The organism is Brevundimonas sp., from assembly GCF_046299535.1.
Lineage (GTDB): Bacteria > Pseudomonadota > Alphaproteobacteria > Caulobacterales > Caulobacteraceae > Brevundimonas.
Genome location: NZ_JBKBIB010000004.1, coordinates 113,713 through 130,567 on the forward strand (window position 1 = coordinate 113,713; position 16,855 = coordinate 130,567).

Genomic DNA, 16,855 nt, shown 5'->3' on the forward strand with positions numbered 1-16,855 from the left:
ACGCCTTGCGAAACTTAAGCTTCCAATCTGTAACCCGCGCCTCGCACCGTCTGCAGCATGGCCTTGTCGAAGCCCTTGTCGATCTTGGCGCGCAGGCGGCTGATGTGGACGTCGATGACGTTGGTCTGGGGGTCGAAATGGTACTCCCACACCTTCTCCAGCAGCATGGTGCGGGTCACCGACTGCCCGGCGTGGCGCATGAGGAACTCCAGCAGCTGGAACTCGCGCGGCTGCAGGTCGATCTCGGTCTCGCCCCGATGCACCGTTCGAGCGATCAGGTTCATCTCCAGATCGCCGACCTTCAGCACGGTCTGCACCCCGCCGGTCTCCCGGCGGCGCGACAGGGCCTCGACCCGGGCGATCAGCTCGGCGAAGGCGTAGGGCTTGACCAGATAGTCGTCGGCCCCGGCCTTCAGGCCCGTAACCCGATCCTCCACCTCGCCCAGCGCCGACAGGAACAGGACCGGTGTCTGGTCTCCGTCCTTGCGCAGGGTCTCGACCATGCCGACCCCGTCCAGCCGCGGCATCATGCGGTCCACCACATAGACGTCGTAGCCGCCCTTCTGGGCCTCCACGAGCCCATAGGCGCCATCGACGGCATGGGTCACCTCGTGCCCGGCCTCCGACAGGCCGCGCACCATGGCGCCCGCGGCCTCCGCATCGTCCTCGACCACCAGTATGCGCATCAGCCCCGTCTCCAGTATCGCCAGCATAACGCCAGAGCCTGATTCACGGCGTAGGTGGAATCAGCGATTCCGCCAACGCCGATCAGGCGTCCGGCGACCCTACTCCTCGTCGCCGCCCAGTTCGAGAACCACCGGCCGATTGCCCTGAGGCGTACGGACCAGCAGCAAGACGCCGGGCCGCCCTGATTCACGGACGCGTTGCACCGCCTGACGGAACTCCGCGACCGTGGAAACGGCGCGCCCATCCGCCTGGACGATGACCATGCCCGGCGCGAAACCCCGGGTGGCCGCCGTGCTGCCGGAGGCGACTCCCGTGATCACCAGACCGTTCACGCCGGAAGGAATGGAGTGACGCTCGCGCAAGGCTCCCGTCATCGGCGCCACCGTCAGCCCTTCGATGGCGGTGCCGGCGGGGGTTTCCGGCTGGCCGGGGCGCGGCGCGCCTTCGTCGTCGCCGCTCTGGGCGTTCAGTTCAGCTGCGGAAGGTCTAACGCCGGAGCGGACACTGAGTTGGACGCGACGCCCTTCGCGAAGAACCGTGAGGCGCAGGGTGTCTCCAGGAGCAGCCTGACCGACGCGACGGGTCAGGTCTGTGTTGTTCCGGACCGGCTGCCCGTTCAATTCGACCACGATGTCGCCGGCCTGGACGCCCGCCTGATCCGCCGGGCCGCCCGGCGTCGTGCTGTTGACGTAGGCCCCCTGAACGTCGTCAGCCAGACCCAGCGCTTCCCGATAGTCGCTGGTCAGCGTTCCGATCTCGACGCCCAGATAACCGCGCTGGATGCTGCCGCCCTGCATCAACTGCTGGGTCACGCGTTGCGCCACGTCCGCCGGAATGGCGAAGCCGATGCCCACCGACACGCCCGTGGGCGAGAAGATCGCCGTGTTCACGCCGATGACGCGGCCATAGATGTCGAAGGTCGGACCGCCGGAATTGCCCCGGTTGATGGGGGCGTCGATCTGGATGAAGTCCACATACTGATCGCCGATGTCCCGCCCGCGCGCCGAGACGATCCCGGCCGTGGCCGAACCGCCGAGGCCGAAGGGATTGCCCAGCGCCACGACCCAGTCGCCCACGCGGGGCTGGGCCTGGGTCTCGAACTGCACGAACGGGAAGGTCCCGCCGTCCACCTTCAGCACCGCCAGATCGGTCAGCTCGTCACGGCCCACGATCCGGGCCGTCAGTTCGCGGTCGTCGGTCAGCTTGACCGTGATCTCCGAGGCGTTCTCAACCACGTGATTGTTGGTGACGATGTAGCCGTCCGCCGAGATGAAGAAGCCCGAGCCGGAGCCGGCGCCCTCCATCATCGGCTCTTCCTCGTTCTCGCCCCGCGGCTGTTGCGGCACCGAGAAGGGGAACGGCAGGCCGGGGATGTTGGGGAAGCCGCGCATGCTCGGGCGCGGCACCCGGGTGCGCACGTCGATCTGCACCACGGCGGGCGAAACCTGCTCGATGATGTCGGCGAAGGAATTGGGCGCGCCGGGCGGCGGCTGGAACAGAACGGCGCCGGCCGTGGAGGCGGGGACCAGACCCGCGCGCAGTTCAGCCCGCTGCTCCTGGGCGCCGGCCGCGGGCCAGTCGATGATCCCGCCGGCGGTCGCCGCGGCGGCGAAGGTCAGTCCGACCGCGGCGCCCAGAATGAATTCCTTACGCTTCAGCATCGTCGTCCTTGTGTCGTTTCGTCGGGGCCGAAGGGCGGCCCCGTGCCCCTTGATATAACCCTATGACGCGGCGCGCCAAGGCGAACCAGTTACGGTTCATACAGATCAGGGATGATCATGGGGCGAGGATGCGTCCAAATCCGGGCGATGCGCCAACCGTTTCTCCAGAGCGGCTTCCTCAGCCGGCGTCAGGGGCGCGGCCTCCGACGGGCGGCGCCGAAGGGTCGTCAGCAGAACGCCCCCCGCGACCAGCACCACAAGGAACGGCCCCAGCCACAGCAGCAGGGTTCCGACCCGGAACGGCGGTCGGAACAGCACATAGTCGCCATAGCGCCGCACCAGCCCGGCCTCGATCTCGGAATCAGTGCGCCCCGCCGCCACCTCGTCGCGCACCAGACGGCGCATGTCCGCCGCGATGCCGGCCGGGGAATCGGCGATGGATTCGTGCTGGCAGACCACGCAGCGGATGTCCTGAAACAACGCCCGCGCCCGCGCCTCCTGCGCCGGATCGGGCAAGGGCCGGTCGGGCGCCGCCGCCGGTTCCGCGAAAGCCATCAGGGCCACCGCGGCGATCAGCAGCAGACGCTTCATGCCTTGCGCCTCCCCGCCACCCCGAACCTGAGCCGCCGGTCCGACAGGGACACCAGGCCCCCCAGCGCCATCAGCGCCGGCCCGAGGAAGATCAGCCGCGCCCACGGGTTCCAGTGCACCCGCACGGTCCAGGCCTGGGCCAGGGTCTCGGTGGCGCGCCGCTCGCCCAGCACCACATAGACGTCGTCCAGCCCCCGGAAATCCAGCCCCACCTCTGTGGTGGTCTGGCCGCCCGCCGGGAAGAAGCGCCGCTCGGCGGTCAGGGTCCGCGCGCCCGCGCCGTCCTCGCGCACCACGGTGAACCGGCCCTGTTCGGCCAGATAGTTCGGCCCCTCGACGATGCGCACCTCGTCCAGCGTCACATGCCACGGGCCCGCCACGGCGGCCGGTCCGCCCGGCGCCGTCACCGCCACCGCCTCGACCTTGAAAGCCGTCTCGGCCACCGCCCCCATGACGAACAGGCCCAGCCCCGCGTGGGCCAGTGTCATGCCGAACGCGCCCACGGGCAGGCCGGTCAGCCGCCGCCAGACCTCGGTCCGGGGCGCCCGGAACAGGCGGATGCGTTCGGCCAGCTCGGCGACCGCCCCCGCGATCAGCCAGACGCCCAGCCCGATCCCCGCCGCCGCCATGGCCTTCATGGGATCGAACAGGAACAGCGCCGTCAGGGCCGCGACCACCGCCACGCCAAAGGCCAGGGTCAGGCGCTGCACCACGCCCTTCAGGTCGGCCCGCTTCCACGCCAGCAGCGGCCCGGCCGGCAGGATGATCAGGGCCACGGCCATCAGGGGCGTGAAGGTCAGGTTGAAATAGGGCGGCCCCACCGAGATGGTCTCGCCGGTCACCGCCTCGAGGATCAGCGGATAAAGGGTGCCCAGCAGCACCGTGGCCGCCGCCGCCGACAGGAACAGGTTATTGAGAACCAGACTGCTCTCGCGGCTGACCGGCGCGAAGACGCCCCCCCGGGGCAGGCCCGGCGCGCGCCAGGCGAACAGGGCGAAGGCCGCGCCCGCCGCCACCCCGAGGATGGCCAGCAGCAGCAGCCCCCTGTCCGGATCCACAGCGAAGGCGTGCACCGAGGTCAGCACGCCCGAGCGCACCAGAAACGCCCCCAGCATGGAGAAGCTGAACGCCATCAGGGCCAGGAACACGGTCCAGCCGGCCAGCGCCCCGCGTTTCTCCGTCACGATGGCCGAGTGCAGCAGGGCCGCCCCCGCCAGCCACGGCAGGAACGAGGCGTTCTCCACCGGGTCCCAGAACCACCAGCCGCCCCAGCCCAGTTCGTAATAGGCCCAGAACGACCCCAGGGCGATGCCGATGGTCAGGAACACCCAGGACGCCAGCGCCCACGGCCGCACCCAGCGGCCCCACGCCGGATCAACCCGTCCCTCGATCAGGGCGGCCACGGCCAGCGAGAAACACACCGAAAACCCGACGTAGCCCAGGTAGAGCATGGGCGGGTGGATCGCCAGGGCCGGGTCCTGCAGCAAGGGGTTGAGCGAGGCGCCCTGCACCGGCGCCGGATCCAGCCGGGTGAAAGCGTTGGAGGTGAACACCGTGAAGGCCAGGAACATGGCGTTCAGCCCGCCCTGCACCGCCACCGCCGAGGTCTTCAGACCGAACGGCAGGCCCCGGCCCAGTCCCAGCACGGCGCCGAACGCCGTCATGACCAGACACCACAGCAGCAGTGATCCCTCGTGGCTGCCCCAGGCCCCCGCCACCCGATAGAACAGCGGCTTGGCCGTATGGCTGTTCAGGGCCACGTTGCTGACCGAGAAGTCCGACACCACGAAGGCCCAGATCAGGGCGCCGAAGGCCACCGTCACCGCGCCCGCCGAGGCGAACGCCGCCCCCTGCCCCGCGCCCGCCAGAACCGGCGAGCGCAACAGGCGGCCTGCGCCGGACGCCGCGGCCTGCAACACAGCGAGGGCCAGGGCCAGGGCCAGGGCGAAAGCGCCGAACTCCGCGATCATTCGGTCACATAGGCGACGCCAGAGGGCGCCTCTCCCCCAAGCCGCCACTCGCCGGTCTCCTTGAGGCGGTCAGCGACTTCGCGCGGCATGTAGGTTTCGTCGTGCTTGGCCAGAACCTGGGTGGCGTGAAACACCCGGGCCTCATCGAACGCGCCTTGCGCCACGATGCCCTGCCCCTCGCGGAACAGGTCGGGCAGATCGCCCTGGAACACGATACGCGCGTCGGCCGCGTTGTCGGTTACAGAAAAGGCCACCGAGCCGTCCGCCCCGTGTTCGACGCTGCCCGGCAGCACCAGCCCGCCCAGACGGATCATGCGGCCCGCGGGCGCGGCCTCCTCGGTGATCTCCGACGGGCTGTAGAAAAAGGTCACGCTGTCGCGCATGGCCCACAGCGACAGACCCACGGCCAGCAGCAATACCGGGGTCACCGCAGCGATGATCCACAGGCGGCGGCGCGCCTTTGGCGATCGGGGCAGCCAGCTCATCGCCCGCCTCCCGCAGCCGCCAGATCCGCCTGCAACTGGGCTCGGCGCGGATCGCCCGGCGGCAGTTCGGTCAGCAGCGGGGCCCAGAGCGCGCGCGCTTCGTCGGTCTCACCGCGCGCCAGGGCGGCGCGACCCAGAAAGTAACGCGGCGCCTGGGCGTCCGGGTTGCGCGCCAGCGCCTGACGGAAGGCGGCTTCGGCGTCGGCGCCCACGACGCCCTGCTGGGCCGTGGTCAGCGCTTCGCCCAGCCGGGCCCAACTGACCGGATCCTCGGCGTCCAGCGTCAGGGCGCGGCGGAACGCGGTCGCCGCCCCGATGGGGTCGCCGGCCTCGAAGCGGGCGCGGCCAAGAAAGACCTGTGCGTCACGGTCTGTCGGGTCGGCGCGCGCCACCCTTTCGGCCACCGCCGCCAGACGCGGCGCATCCAGATTGTCCAGATCCCCGGCCCAGCCTTCCACCCTCTGGGCGAACGGCTGATCCGCCATGCCCGGCGCCCCCGTGATCCAGTAGGCCCCCAGCGCCACCAGGGCCGTGGCCAGAAGGGCCGCCAGCACCCAGCGCCCCTGCGTCAGGTCTGCCGGGGCCGCCCCGGCGTCATCCGCGCTGGCCAGAAGCCTGCGCCCCGCCTCCGCCCGCGCCACGCGCCAGGCGTCATCATCCAGCAGCCCGCGCGCGTGCAGGGCGTCCAGTTCGGCGATCTGGCGAGCGTCCGGCGACGCCGGACCGACAACCAGGGCCGCACCCCGCGCACGCCACAGCACCACGATCCCCGCAAGGGTCGCCGTCATGCCCGCAGCAAGCCAGAACATCCACATGCGACGGGGTTTAGGCGATCAGGCGATCTGTGGCGAGGGCGCCGCTGTCGCACCCGTGGCCGCCGCCAGCCGGCGACGCAGGGTCCGGGCCGGAACCTCCGCATCGGCCTGGACCAGAAATTCGGCGCAAAGCACCGCCAGCGCCGTCATCTGACTCTCGTCCGGCCCCTCGCCCGCGTTCAGGGCCTCGATCAGTTCGTCGCCGTACTGACTCAGTCGCTTTTCCAGGGTCTCGCACACCTGGGTCCGCTGGCCCGCGCAGCCCAGCACATTGGCTGCAGCCTTCGACATGCCCAGAACCGTCATGGCGGCGCGCGCCTGCTGCACCAGCGGCCCGTCGGTGCGCGCGTCCATCACCGGCGCCATGCGGCTCATGGCCCCGTGGATGCGCACCCGTTCCATGGGCAGGGCCTTGTCCACCATGCGCGGGCAAAGCCCCATCAGGTTCTCCAGGGCCCGACCCATGCGCTGTTTGAGCACATGGAAACGCGCGCCCCAGGCGCCCTCGTGGGTGAAGGCCAGGGACAGCTCCATCTGGGCCATCAAGTCGGACGCCCTGGTCAGCCGGTCAGCGATCACCCGCGCCTCCTCGGGCACGTTGCGCGCGGGGTGGAACTGGTCCAGGTCGTCAGCAGTCTCCTCCACCTGTTCGAACAGGCGCTCGCCGAAGTCCGCCAGTTCGGATTCCGCCAGAAACCGCTCCTCCCCGCTCACGCCGGAAACCCGGCTGATGACCCGCAGGATCAGGGGCGCTTCGCGGATATTGGCGAACAGGATCTCCAGCATCCGGGGCGCCGCGTCTTCGCTGATACGGGTCGTGTCACGCATCATCAGGCGCAGCGAGGCCGCGCTGTCCGCATCGGGCCGTCCCGTCCACAGGTCGAGCATGGGCATGGCCGCGCGGGCCATGGGCGCAAGGTCGAAACAGGCGGCCAGATTTTGCGCCGTGCGCGCATCCAGACCGGGCCAGATCGCGCCGGGCTCGTCCCGCAGCACGGCTGCGGCGCTCAGGCACAATTGATCCAGCAGACGCGGGCTGATCTCGCCGCCCCCCACGGTCATGTCCTCCGCCTGTTCCAGCAGAAGGGGCTGGCGGGCGCTGACGGCCCTCCACAGTCCGTTCAGAATCGGTGAGGGAAAGTTCATCCCCCGCACGCCGTCGGCGCGCTTGCGGAACAGTGCGATCAGGGGACCGAAGGCGATCGCGCGCATGCGTCGGGCGTTGATCTCCGCCACCGTGCGCTTCCGGATCCAGTCCGCCTTGGCGCCGGGCGTCGAACGCAGGGCCACGGACAGCTTGCCCAGCGCCGAATCCGGCGCCGCCTCAAGCATGGCGCTGATTGCATTGCGGCTGGCGACGGAGAGCTCCGTCATATGCCCCGTACTCCCCGGCGATTCATCCGCCCATCATCCGCTCGCCCGCTTAATGAAACGCATAAACCGGACATGGCGTCAGGATTCGACGCGTCAGGATTCGGCCGCGGGCAGCTCCAGCATGGCCTTCAGCCCGCCCATGTCGCTGTCGCCCAGCGTCAGGCGGCCCTCATAGGCCTTGGTCAATTCGTCGACGATGCTCAGGCCGAGGCCGGTGCCGGGAACATCCTCGTCCAGCCGGGCGCCCCGCTTCATGACCTCGTCCCGCCGATCCTCCGGCAGCCCCGGCCCGTCGTCTTCGATCACCAGCAGCAGACGCCCCAGTCCCGTGGCGCCTGCGGACACCTTCACGCGCCGCTCGCACCAGATGCAGGCGTTCTCCAGCAGATTGCCCACCATTTCCTGAAGATCCTGCCGTTCCCCGCGAAACAGCAGTTCGTCCGGGGCGCGCCAGTCGATCACCACGCCCCTGGACTGGAACACCCGCTCCAGCATCACGGCCATCTCGTCCAGCACCTCGGCGACGGCGGTCCGCTCGCCCGAACCCTGCGCCCTGGCGGCGGCGCGGGCCCGGCGCAGGTGGTGGTCCACCTGGCCGCGCATGATCTCGGACTGGCGGCGCACAATGGCGGGCAGATCCCCGGGCTGACCCTCTGTCTCGGCCAGCATCACCGACAGGGGCGTCTTCAGGGCATGCGCAAGATTGCCCACATGGGTGCGCTGGCGCTCCACCACTTCCTGATTGTGGTCCAGCAGCTTGTTCAGTTGTTCGGCCAGGGGCGCGATCTCCTCCGGATAGTCCTGGGAGATGCGCGTGGCGCGGCCCTTGCGCACGTCGCCGATCTCCTGACCCAGTTCGTAAAGGGGGCGCAGGCCGACGCGCACCTGCAGGAACACCGCGCCCACCAGGCCGGCGCCCAGCAGGGCCAGGGCGATCCAGGTGAAGGTGGCGAACTGGCGCGTGTCCGCGTCGATGTTCGACCGGTTGATGGCCGCGATGAACACCACCGGTTCGGCGCGGCCGGGAAGCTGCTTCTGGCTGGCCGCAACGCGCAGGGGCTCCTCGTTGTTGGGCCCCACCGCGTTGTAGGAAATGGTTGCGCCCGCGGCCGTCGCCACCCGTTCGGCCAGACTGGCGGGAATGGGCATCTCGCTGTCCCAGAGGGATGTGGAGCGCGCCACCACGATCAGCCGGCCGTCCGCGTCCCGTTCGGCCACGGCCCAGTAGTTGCCGGACAGCAGGTCCAGCGTCTGCTGATTGTTGAGCTGGGGGACAACCACCCGGCCGCCCTGAACGGACGTCGCTCGTACCAGCTGGTCTATGGTGTTGTTGAGCACGCCGCCCAGGCGCCGCAGGCCAGATTCCTGGAACTGGGAGGTCAGCACGACCCCGGTCACCAGCAAGGCCGCCAAAATCCATGCGGAGGCCAGCCAGATCAGCCGGCGGGTCAGGGACCGGCCGGGACGACCCAGATAGCGCCCCAGATCCTGCTTCACGCCGCCTCGGATTCCCCGGCCAGCGGCGTCAGGCGATAGCCCAGGCCGCGCACGGTCTCGATCCGGTCAGACCCGATCTTCTTTCTCAGCCGCCCGATGAACACCTCGATGGTGTTGGAGTCGCGGTCGAAGTCCTGATCGTACAGGTGCTCGACCAGTTCGGTGCGGCTGATGACCCGGCCCTGATGCATCATCAGATAGTGCAACAGCCGGTATTCCAGCGAGGTCAGGCGCAGCGGCTCGCCGTCCACGGTGGCCCGGGCGGCGCGAGGATCAAGACGCAGGGCGCCGCACTCCAGGGTCGAGGTCGCATGCCCCGCCGACCGCCGCAGAAGGGCGCGCAGCCGGGCCAGCAATTCCTCGGTGTGGAACGGCTTGGTCAGATAGTCGTCGGCCCCCGCGTCGAAGCCGGAGACCTTGTCGGACCAGGCCCCGCGCGCGGTCAGGATGAGGACCGGCGTGGTCTTGCCGTCCCGGCGCCAGCGTTCCAGCACCGAGACCCCGTCCACCTTGGGCAGGCCCAGGTCCAGCACAACCACGTCATAGGGTTCGGTATCGCCCAGAAAGTGCGCTTCCTCGCCGTCCGGGGCGTGGTCCACCGCATAGCCGGCGTCGCCCAGGGCGGTCTTCAATTGACGCGACAGGTCGGCGTCGTCCTCGACAAGCAGCACTCTCATCAGCGTTCTCCGATCACGGCCCCGGTGCGGGCGTCCACCGTGATGTCGGCGACGCGTCCGCCCGGATATTCCCAGCGCACCACATAGACGGCGCGGCCGCCCATGTTGCGCTCATTAATTCCCAGCATGCGGCCGTCGCGGCCACGAGAGACCGAGCGCGCCACCTCGCTGGCGCTGACCCGGCGGCCCTCACGGGATTCCTCACGGGCGCGGTCCTGACGAAGCGAACCCATCATGGGGTCGCGCGCCTGGACCTCGAGCGCATGGGCTGACGTTTCCGCCATGGGAGCGGCGGCGATCAGTCCGGCGAGAAGAAGGATGCGGATACGGGTCATGCTGAGCGGTTTACGGCTGCGCCTCTGAACGGCGTCTGAACAGGGGCGTGAGAAACGGGTCATGACCGGCGCGTCCATCGGTCGCTTTCCTCATGAGCATAGAGGCTTCCGGTCGGTTCAGGAAGGTGAATGCCGACTGAACCGCGCTGTTCAGGTCAGGCTCAGACGCCGGATGCTTTTCTGGCTCCATCATCACCGCCCCGATCACCGGGTCGGCCGAACCGAAGCGAGGAAGACATCATGATGAAGAAGTTGCTTTTGCCCGTCATGGCCGTCGCGGCGATTTCCGTCGCGGTTCCGGCCGCCGCCCAGCACTATGGCCCGCCCCGCGGCGGTCCCGCCTATGGCCAGCAGCACGCCGGCCCGCCCATGGCCGTGCGGGTCCGCCATCTGGAGCGCAACGTGGAGTTCGCCCACCGCGCCCGGGTCATGAGCACCGGCAAGGCCCGCGATTTCCGGCGCGGCATCGCTCGTCTGGTGCAGCTTGAGCGCCAGTATGGCCCGCGCATGACCCTGCGCGAGCGTCACGACCTGGAGCGCCGCTATCAGGATCTCGACCGCTCCATCGATCGCTACGTCCAGCGCGCGCGCTATCGTCGCTGATCCGACTCTCTCTCCCGCCGTCGCAGGGCGCGGTCCGAAAGGGCCGCGCCCTTTGGCCTTTCAGGCGTCGATCACGCGGATTTCCGGCCAGCGGGCGCGGGCGTTCTCCACCGCCCGGTCCCATCCCCTGGCCTTCGGCCGGTCCGGATTGGGCCGCAGCACCATGTCGAACACGTCCTCCAGCCCGAACGGAGCGGCTACGCTGATCTCACCATCATCCTCCAACCGCACCCCCACCGCAAAGGCCGGCGCCACAAAGCGCCCTGGCGCCTCGTCCGTGCCGGTCAGGGCCTCGTAGGGCTCGCCGAACTTGCCCTCGAACCACAGATGCACCCGCGCCTGATTGCGGACCTCCACCATGTCCCGCAGCGGTGGCTCGAACGCCTCCGCAACCTTGCGGATCACCGCATCCTCGGCGCCCCACGAGGTGTCGAGGTCGAAATAGCCCACGTCGTAGTCGCGGATTCCATACCCCGCATCACGTCCCGTCACCGCGTTCCAGACGCACTGATAGACCGCGCCGGAAAAGACCCGCCAGTCGTTCAGGCCCAGATTCCGCACCGTGGTCATGACCTGCATCAAGCCTGGATCGGCCCGCACGATGGCCTTCAGCCGGTCCTCCAGATCGTTCATCGCAGCGGCCAGCCGTGGTCCAGCGGGCCGTGGCCGCCGCCCAGCCCCGGCGCCTGCCGGATGGCCTCGGCCACATAGGCCCAGGCCTCGGCGACCGCCTGCTCCAGCGGCAGGCCCTTCGCGATCCCCGCCGCGCACGCGCTGGCCAGGGTGCAGCCGGTGCCGTGGGTGTGCCGCGTCTCGATGCGCGGGCCCTCCAGCAGGGTCTCGCCGCGCGGGGTCATCAGCAGGTCCACCACCGTCTGGCCCGGCACATGGCCGCCCTTCATCAGCACCCCTCCCGCGCCCAGCCGCAACAGCGCCTCGCCCGCGCGCCGCTGGCCGTCCAGATCGGCGACCTCGATCCCGGTCAGGGCTTCGGCCTCCGGCGCATTGGGGGTCAGCAGGGCCGCGCGCGGAACCATCAGCGCCCGCACCGCCGCCACCGCGTCCTCGTCCAGCAGGGACGCGCCGCCCTTGGCGATCATCACCGGGTCCACCACCACAGGAGCGCCCGCCCGGTCAAGAATCTCCGCCACGCAGCGCACCACCTCCACCGAGCCCAGCATGCCGGTCTTGATCGCATCGGTCCCGATATCGTCCAGCACCGCGTCCGCCTGGGCCGCGATCACATCCAGCGGCACAGGATGCACCCCGTGGACGCCCAGGGTGTTCTGGATGGTCAGGGCCGTGATCGCCGTGGCCGCGAACCCGCCCATCATGGTCACCGCCTTGATGTCGCCCTGCACCCCCGCCCCGCCGCCGGAGTCGGAGCCGGCGATGATGAGCACGCGGCCCATCTTTCGGGCGCTATCGCTTGCGACGCGGTCGCTCGCTGCTTGAGCGCCCATCACTGCACCCCCGAGAACAGCTTCAGCCCCACGATACCGCTGACGATCATCAGGATGCACAGGATCCGCAGCGTCGTGGACGGCTCGCCATAGACCAGGATGCCGATCCCCGCCGCGCCCACCGCCCCGATTCCGGTCCAGATGGCGTAGGCGGTGCCGATGGGCAGCTTCTGGGTCGCCAGCCACAGGAACCAGAAGCTGGCGATCATGGTCACGCCCACCACCAGCGAGGTCACCGGCCGTGACGGCCCGACGAATTTGAAGCCCGAGGCCCATGCGACCTCGAGCAGGCCCGCGATCAGCAGCGAAACCCAGGGATTGAGGGGAGGAAACGTCATGCCAGCCACATGGGACAAGCGGCGCATAGGGGCAAGCATCCTTCACATTGACATATAGCTATATAGCTGTTTCCTTATATTCATGCATCAGGCTCTTCAGGCGCTCGGCGAACCCAATCGACTGGCCATCATGGCCATGCTGGCGAACGGCGAACGTCCCGCCGGCGATTTCGTGGACGCCCTGCCCATCAGCCAGCCGACGGTGTCGAAACACCTGTCCGTGCTGCGCGAGGCCGGCCTCGTCACCGTGCGCAAGGACGCCAACCGGCGGCTCTACAGCCTGAACCCGGCGCCCCTGGCCGAAATCGACGCCTGGCTGGAGCCCTATCGCCGCTTCTGGGCCAGCCGTCTGGATGCGCTGGAGACCTATCTGGACAAGGAGTTTCCGCAATGACCGACACCCTTGTGCGCCTCGGCGCCGACCAGGGCCGCTGGCGCGAAATCGAGGGCGGCTGGGAGCTGCGCTTCGAGCGCCGCCTGCGCCACAGTCCCGAGCGCGTCTGGGCCGCCCTGACCACGCCCGAGGGCCTGAAATGCTGGCTGGCCGAGGCCGCCATCGAGGGCAAGGACGGCGGCCGCATGGATCTGCGTTTCACCCAGCCCGCTACTGAAAACTTCCCCGACACCGAGGACTGCCGCGCCCACTACAACGAGGTGCTGGTCTGGCGCCCCTACACCCGGTTCGAGCACACTTTCGGCGACCCGGACTCCGTGGTCAGCTGGCGGCTTGAGCCCGATGGCGACGGCACTTGCCTGACCCTGATCCACCGCGTGCCCCAAAGCTGGGAGTGCGACCTGTCCCGCACCCTGTCCGGCTGGCACCACCACATGGAGGGTCTGGACGACGCCGTGCGCGGCGTGGCCCACCCCTGGTCCTGGCCCCGCTGGACCGCCCTGCGCGACGCCTACGCCGCCGAAGTGGAGAAGACATCATGAGCGACTGGCTGGACCAGATGGTCGGGGAGTGGACTTTCGAAGGCCGCTCCGTCCCCGATCACCCCGACAACCTTCAGACCGGGACCGAGCACGTCACCCGCCGGGGCGCCTGGCTCATCATCGAAGGCGAAGACTACCGGTTTCAGCTGACCCTCGACCCGGAAACAGGCCGCGCGTCCGGGGACTTCGTCCATTGGGCCCATCCGCTGCTGTGGACCTACGACGGCGCGGTGGAGGATGACGGCAAGCTGCACCTGCGAAGCCGGGGGCCCGACATGGAGGGCAAGGGCGGCGACACCGAGTATGACGACGTCTTCGAGATGATCTCGCCGGATGAGCGGCGCTCGGCGGGCCGCGTCCGCGACCCGGACGGCGCCTGGCGCGACTTCAGCCGCACCCTCTATCGCCGCAAGGGAAGCGCCGCATGATCCGCATCAAGCTCACCAGCATTGCGGTGGACGATCAGGCCAGGGGCCGCGCCTTCTATGTGGACACGCTCGGCTTTCAGGTGAAGCACGACATCCCCATGGGCCCGGTCAGCTGGCTCACCGTGGTCTCGCCCGCCGATCCCGACGGCGTTGAGCTGTCCATCGAGCCGGGCGGTCAGCGCCCCGAATTCCGTAAATTCCAGGACTGGATGCGCGAGCAGGGCATCCCCTGGACCGCCTTCGCCGTGGACGACATCGACGCGGAGTATGAGCGACTGTCGGGACTGGATGTCGAATTCCGCGGCCCGCCCGCCGACATGGGGCCCACCCGCGGCTGCACCCTGGACGACGGCTGCGGCAATCTGATCATGCTCTATCAGGGCTGACGCGCGCTTTGATCCCGCGTTTTCGAACGCCGATGATCCTGTTTCATCCCGCTGTCCCGCGCCGCCTTATGATGGCGTCATGACCAACGCCTCCCCCTCCCACGCTCACCCCGGCGATGCATGGCGCGCGCCGGGTGAGAGGTATGGGACTCCGATTGCACTCTTGCACTCTTGCACTCTTTTTCGCGTCGGGCGTCTCACACCCGCTCCGCGCCCCCTCCACCGTCATTCCCGGCCCTGCGCAGGGAACCCATATTCACGGAGCGTCCCAGGGGTCGGGCGGGCGTATGGATCGCCGGGACAAGCCCGGCGATTACGGGATTATTTCAATAAAATCAATAGAATTGCCCACGCCAGCCCCTCTACGTCCCAAAGGAGATTTCGGACAATTCGTACTATTCGGACTCTGTTTTTTTCCAGACCTGAGTCTGAAACCATCCACCCGCTCAGCGCCGGAAGACGCCCACCAGCTCCACATGGGTCGACCACAGGAACTGGTCGATGGGGGTGACCCGCTCCAGTACAAAGCCGGCGTCGATCAGCACCCGGGCGTCCCGGGCGAAGGTCGTGGGGTTGCAGGACACGCCGACCACCACGGATGCCGACTTCGTTCCGGCGAACTGCTGGACCTGCTCCAGCGCCCCGGCCCGGGGCGGGTCGAAGACGATCGCCTCTATCCCCTTCAGGTCATGGGGCGACAGGGGGCGGCGGAACAGGTCGCGGGCCTGGGCGTCGATGCCCTTGAGCCCCTGCGCCGTGCCTGCGCCCGCCTTCAGGCCCGCGATGGCCCCGGCCGAGGAGTCCGCCGCCAGCACGGGCGCAACCTCGGCCAGCGGAAAGGTGAAGGTGCCCGCGCCGCAGAACAGGTCCGCGATCCGTTTGGCGCCGCGCACCGCCGCCACGGCCCGCTCCACCATGGCCGCCTCGGCCACAGGCGAGGCCTGCAGGAACGAGGCGGCCGGAAGAGGCACGGTCGCCCGGCCGAACCGCACCGTGGGCTGGCGCATCATCACCAGGGTCTCACCGTCCATGCTGAGCCGGGCGATGTCCGCTGTGCGCGCCGCGCGCACGCCCTGCTGGGCCACGTCGGCGGACCGGCCGCTGCGCTCCACCCCGGTGATGTCCACGTCCAGGCCCGAGTCGGTCACGGTCACATGCAGGGTCGGCGCCGACTTGGCTCCGCCCAGGAACGGCGCCGCCACCGCCGCAAGACCCGGCAGGGCGGCATTGATGCGCGGGTCCGACAGGGGACAGTGCGTCAGGGGCACCACCCGCCACGACCGGCGCCCCTTGAAGCCCAGCACCACCTTGCCGTCCTCGTCGCGCCGGGCATGCAGGGCGATGCGGCGGCGCACCCCCGGCGGGGTGGCGACGGTCGCCTCCACCTCGGTCTCGACGCCCTCGCGCTCCAGCGTCTCCACCACCAGATCCCGCTTCCACGCCAGATAGGGCGCGCTGGCCCAGTGCTGCAGCGGCGCCACCCCGCATTCCGCATAGGTCTGCGACTGGATCGGAACCCGGTCGGCGCTGGCCTCGAGGATCTCGACGGCCTCGGCCCTGCCGTCCTTCACCACCGCGCGCACCACCTCGCCGGGCAGCGTCCCCGGCACGAAGACAGCCCCGCCGGGGGTTTCGGCGATCCCGTCGCCCTGGTGGCCCACGCGGGCGATGGTCAATTGTTCGGACATGGCGACCCCATAGCCCGTCCCGCGCCCAAACCGAAACATGAACGAAGATGAACGGCCCGCTCAAAACCCGTTCAGGTTCGCTCCGCCATAACGGACCTCGACAAGGGGGTGCTGATCTTTCAGCGCCGCAACCCACAGAGACAAGATCAGGGCACGGAGCCGAAAAGATGAACGCCTTCCTGAAGAATTCCGCCGTCGCGGTCGCCGCCGTCGCCGCCTGTGCGACCGCCCTGCCCGCCTCGGCCCAGAACTACGGCCAGCCTTACGGCCAGAGCTACGGCTATCAGGCCCAGCACGGCTACGGCTACAATCAGGGTTACGAGACCAGCCAGCCCTACTACGACCAGTGCGTCCGCGATCAGCGCCAGCGTCAGGTCGCCGGCGGTCTGGCGGGCGCGGCCATCGGCCTTCTGGCCGGACGCGGCGTCGCCAGCCGCCGGGTCCGTAGCGAGGGCGGCGCCATGGGCGCGGTGCTCGGCGCAGCCGTCGGCGCCGGAGTCGGCGGCTCCACCGCCGCCTGCCAGCCCGGCCGCCCCCAGCCCTATGGGCAGCCCTACGGCGCCCAGGCCGGCTACGGTTACGACAACAGCCGCTACGATGATCGCTACGACCGCGATTACGGCTACCAGGATCGCGACCCGGGCTACGGCTATGGCCAGCCGGTCCGTGACTACAACAACGCCGATCAGTGCCGACTGGTCGAAAGCAACATCCGTCTTCCCGACGGCCGCGTGGAAAACCGCTACGTCCGCGCCTGCCCCGATGGAAACGGCCGCTATCGCGTCGTCGATTAAGTTTCAGCCCCCCTGTCGAATCGACGACGTGTAGGAAGCCGCCGGTGGAGCAATCCACCGGCGGCTTTTCTCTTCCCGCCTTCGCTGGCCCCGACGGCGCCCGCTGGCCTTTTGCTCGCGCGTCCTA

The 16,855-nt window shown here is 69.2% G+C and carries 20 protein-coding genes; 6 read left to right on the forward strand and 14 right to left on the reverse strand.

The features are described from left to right. Positions 1-14: 14 nt before the first annotated feature. From ACK4FB_RS04680 to ACK4FB_RS04725, 10 genes are all read right to left on the reverse strand, one after another. Entirely contained in the window at positions 15-686 is a 672-nt protein-coding gene (locus tag ACK4FB_RS04680; RefSeq protein WP_409748573.1) for a response regulator transcription factor, read from the reverse strand. A 99-nt stretch (positions 687-785) separates the two neighbouring features. Then, the gene (locus tag ACK4FB_RS04685; protein WP_409748370.1) at positions 786-2,348 is read right to left on the reverse strand and encodes a Do family serine endopeptidase; all 1,563 of its coding nucleotides are present in this window, start codon (positions 2,346-2,348) and stop codon (positions 786-788) included. 105 nt (positions 2,349-2,453) lie between these two features. Further along, positions 2,454-2,939 carry a cytochrome c-type biogenesis protein CcmH gene (locus ACK4FB_RS04690; RefSeq protein ID WP_409748373.1) on the reverse strand — a complete coding sequence of 162 codons (486 nt, stop codon included), beginning with the start codon at positions 2,937-2,939 and terminating at the stop codon, positions 2,454-2,456. Next, positions 2,936-4,909, reverse strand: a complete 1,974-nt coding sequence (locus tag ACK4FB_RS04695; protein WP_409748376.1) for a heme lyase CcmF/NrfE family subunit — start codon at positions 4,907-4,909, stop codon at positions 2,936-2,938. The genes ACK4FB_RS04690 and ACK4FB_RS04695 overlap by 4 nt, the downstream gene beginning before the upstream one ends. After that, positions 4,906-5,394, reverse strand: coding sequence for a cytochrome c maturation protein CcmE (gene ccmE / locus ACK4FB_RS04700; RefSeq protein ID WP_409748378.1), 489 nt, complete (start codon positions 5,392-5,394; stop codon positions 4,906-4,908). The genes ACK4FB_RS04695 and ccmE overlap by 4 nt, the downstream gene beginning before the upstream one ends. Continuing rightward, on the reverse strand, positions 5,391-6,209 hold the full coding sequence (ccmI, locus tag ACK4FB_RS04705; RefSeq protein WP_409748381.1) for a c-type cytochrome biogenesis protein CcmI: 819 nt from the start codon (positions 6,207-6,209) through the stop codon (positions 5,391-5,393). Before ccmI ends, ccmE begins: the two co-directional genes overlap by 4 nt. 18 nt (positions 6,210-6,227) lie before the next feature. After that, a complete protein-coding gene (locus ACK4FB_RS04710) occupies positions 6,228-7,583 on the reverse strand; it encodes a hypothetical protein (RefSeq protein ID WP_409748385.1) in 1,356 nt (451 codons plus the stop codon). Between the two features lie 93 nt (positions 7,584-7,676). Next, complete coding sequence (locus tag ACK4FB_RS04715) at positions 7,677-9,080, reverse strand: ATP-binding protein (protein WP_409748388.1); 1,404 nt, start codon at positions 9,078-9,080, stop codon at positions 7,677-7,679. After that, complete coding sequence (locus tag ACK4FB_RS04720; RefSeq protein WP_409748391.1) at positions 9,077-9,757, reverse strand: response regulator transcription factor; 681 nt, start codon at positions 9,755-9,757, stop codon at positions 9,077-9,079. Before ACK4FB_RS04720 ends, ACK4FB_RS04715 begins: the two co-directional genes overlap by 4 nt. Beyond that, positions 9,757-10,092 carry a PepSY domain-containing protein gene (locus tag ACK4FB_RS04725; RefSeq protein WP_409748394.1) on the reverse strand — a complete coding sequence of 112 codons (336 nt, stop codon included), beginning with the start codon at positions 10,090-10,092 and terminating at the stop codon, positions 9,757-9,759. Before ACK4FB_RS04725 ends, ACK4FB_RS04720 begins: the two co-directional genes overlap by 1 nt. 240 nt (positions 10,093-10,332) lie before the next feature. On the opposite strand from ACK4FB_RS04725, the gene ACK4FB_RS04730 reads away from it, so the two are divergent. Next, positions 10,333-10,695, forward strand: a complete 363-nt coding sequence (locus ACK4FB_RS04730; RefSeq protein ID WP_409748397.1) for a hypothetical protein — start codon at positions 10,333-10,335, stop codon at positions 10,693-10,695. Between the two features lie 60 nt (positions 10,696-10,755). Here the strand turns inward: ACK4FB_RS04730 and ACK4FB_RS04735 are convergent, their stop codons facing one another. The 3 genes from ACK4FB_RS04735 to ACK4FB_RS04745 are packed head-to-tail and all read right to left on the reverse strand — an operon-like array spanning position 10,756 to position 12,496. After that, positions 10,756-11,328: a nucleotidyltransferase family protein gene (locus tag ACK4FB_RS04735; RefSeq protein WP_409748399.1), complete on the reverse strand. Its 573-nt coding sequence runs from the start codon at positions 11,326-11,328 to the stop codon at positions 10,756-10,758. After that, complete coding sequence (gene thiD / locus ACK4FB_RS04740; RefSeq protein WP_409748401.1) at positions 11,325-12,107, reverse strand: bifunctional hydroxymethylpyrimidine kinase/phosphomethylpyrimidine kinase; 783 nt, start codon at positions 12,105-12,107, stop codon at positions 11,325-11,327. Before thiD ends, ACK4FB_RS04735 begins: the two co-directional genes overlap by 4 nt. Positions 12,108-12,157: 50 nt before the next feature. After that, entirely contained in the window at positions 12,158-12,496 is a 339-nt protein-coding gene (locus ACK4FB_RS04745) for a DMT family transporter (protein ID WP_409748403.1), read from the reverse strand. 82 nt (positions 12,497-12,578) lie between these two features. On the opposite strand from ACK4FB_RS04745, the gene ACK4FB_RS04750 reads away from it, so the two are divergent. The 4 genes from ACK4FB_RS04750 to ACK4FB_RS04765 are packed head-to-tail and all read left to right on the forward strand — an operon-like array spanning position 12,579 to position 14,246. Beyond that, the gene (locus ACK4FB_RS04750; protein ID WP_409748405.1) at positions 12,579-12,890 is read left to right on the forward strand and encodes an ArsR/SmtB family transcription factor; all 312 of its coding nucleotides are present in this window, start codon (positions 12,579-12,581) and stop codon (positions 12,888-12,890) included. Further along, on the forward strand, positions 12,887-13,432 hold the full coding sequence (locus ACK4FB_RS04755; protein ID WP_409748408.1) for an SRPBCC family protein: 546 nt from the start codon (positions 12,887-12,889) through the stop codon (positions 13,430-13,432). Before ACK4FB_RS04750 ends, ACK4FB_RS04755 begins: the two co-directional genes overlap by 4 nt. Next, positions 13,429-13,860 (forward strand): DUF1579 family protein, encoded by a 432-nt coding sequence (locus ACK4FB_RS04760; RefSeq protein ID WP_409748411.1) that lies wholly within the window; start codon positions 13,429-13,431, stop codon positions 13,858-13,860. Before ACK4FB_RS04755 ends, ACK4FB_RS04760 begins: the two co-directional genes overlap by 4 nt. Beyond that, positions 13,857-14,246 carry a VOC family protein gene (locus tag ACK4FB_RS04765; protein ID WP_409748414.1) on the forward strand — a complete coding sequence of 130 codons (390 nt, stop codon included), beginning with the start codon at positions 13,857-13,859 and terminating at the stop codon, positions 14,244-14,246. Before ACK4FB_RS04760 ends, ACK4FB_RS04765 begins: the two co-directional genes overlap by 4 nt. 446 nt (positions 14,247-14,692) lie before the next feature. Here the strand turns inward: ACK4FB_RS04765 and ACK4FB_RS04770 are convergent, their stop codons facing one another. Then, positions 14,693-15,934, reverse strand: coding sequence for a class I SAM-dependent RNA methyltransferase (locus ACK4FB_RS04770; protein ID WP_409748416.1), 1,242 nt, complete (start codon positions 15,932-15,934; stop codon positions 14,693-14,695). 167 nt (positions 15,935-16,101) lie between these two features. Between ACK4FB_RS04770 and ACK4FB_RS04775 the strand changes: the two genes are divergently transcribed. Then, positions 16,102-16,728, forward strand: coding sequence for a hypothetical protein (locus tag ACK4FB_RS04775; RefSeq protein ID WP_409748419.1), 627 nt, complete (start codon positions 16,102-16,104; stop codon positions 16,726-16,728). The last annotated feature ends 127 nt before the right edge of the window (positions 16,729-16,855 follow it).

Bases quoted from the DNA above. Each gene is read 5' to 3' on its own strand.
- ACK4FB_RS04680 (WP_409748573.1), bottom strand. From the start codon at position 686: ATGCGCATACTGGTGGTCGAGGACGATGCGGAGGCCGCGGGCGCCATG.
- ACK4FB_RS04685 (WP_409748370.1), bottom strand. From the start codon at position 2,348: ATGCTGAAGCGTAAGGAATTCATTCTGGGCGCCGCGGTCGGACTGACC.
- ACK4FB_RS04690 (WP_409748373.1), bottom strand. From the start codon at position 2,939: ATGAAGCGTCTGCTGCTGATCGCCGCGGTGGCCCTGATGGCTTTCGCG.
- ACK4FB_RS04695 (WP_409748376.1), bottom strand. From the start codon at position 4,909: ATGATCGCGGAGTTCGGCGCTTTCGCCCTGGCCCTGGCCCTGGCCCTC.
- ccmE (WP_409748378.1), bottom strand. From the start codon at position 5,394: ATGAGCTGGCTGCCCCGATCGCCAAAGGCGCGCCGCCGCCTGTGGATC.
- ccmI (WP_409748381.1), bottom strand. From the start codon at position 6,209: ATGTGGATGTTCTGGCTTGCTGCGGGCATGACGGCGACCCTTGCGGGG.
- ACK4FB_RS04710 (WP_409748385.1), bottom strand. From the start codon at position 7,583: ATGACGGAGCTCTCCGTCGCCAGCCGCAATGCAATCAGCGCCATGCTT.
- ACK4FB_RS04720 (WP_409748391.1), bottom strand. From the start codon at position 9,757: ATGAGAGTGCTGCTTGTCGAGGACGACGCCGACCTGTCGCGTCAATTG.
- ACK4FB_RS04725 (WP_409748394.1), bottom strand. From the start codon at position 10,092: ATGACCCGTATCCGCATCCTTCTTCTCGCCGGACTGATCGCCGCCGCT.
- ACK4FB_RS04730 (WP_409748397.1), top strand. From the start codon at position 10,333: ATGATGAAGAAGTTGCTTTTGCCCGTCATGGCCGTCGCGGCGATTTCC.
- ACK4FB_RS04735 (WP_409748399.1), bottom strand. From the start codon at position 11,328: ATGAACGATCTGGAGGACCGGCTGAAGGCCATCGTGCGGGCCGATCCA.
- thiD (WP_409748401.1), bottom strand. From the start codon at position 12,107: ATGGGCCGCGTGCTCATCATCGCCGGCTCCGACTCCGGCGGCGGGGCG.
- ACK4FB_RS04745 (WP_409748403.1), bottom strand. From the start codon at position 12,496: ATGACGTTTCCTCCCCTCAATCCCTGGGTTTCGCTGCTGATCGCGGGC.
- ACK4FB_RS04750 (WP_409748405.1), top strand. From the start codon at position 12,579: ATGCATCAGGCTCTTCAGGCGCTCGGCGAACCCAATCGACTGGCCATC.
- ACK4FB_RS04755 (WP_409748408.1), top strand. From the start codon at position 12,887: ATGACCGACACCCTTGTGCGCCTCGGCGCCGACCAGGGCCGCTGGCGC.
- ACK4FB_RS04760 (WP_409748411.1), top strand. From the start codon at position 13,429: ATGAGCGACTGGCTGGACCAGATGGTCGGGGAGTGGACTTTCGAAGGC.
- ACK4FB_RS04765 (WP_409748414.1), top strand. From the start codon at position 13,857: ATGATCCGCATCAAGCTCACCAGCATTGCGGTGGACGATCAGGCCAGG.
- ACK4FB_RS04770 (WP_409748416.1), bottom strand. From the start codon at position 15,934: ATGTCCGAACAATTGACCATCGCCCGCGTGGGCCACCAGGGCGACGGG.
- ACK4FB_RS04775 (WP_409748419.1), top strand. From the start codon at position 16,102: ATGAACGCCTTCCTGAAGAATTCCGCCGTCGCGGTCGCCGCCGTCGCC.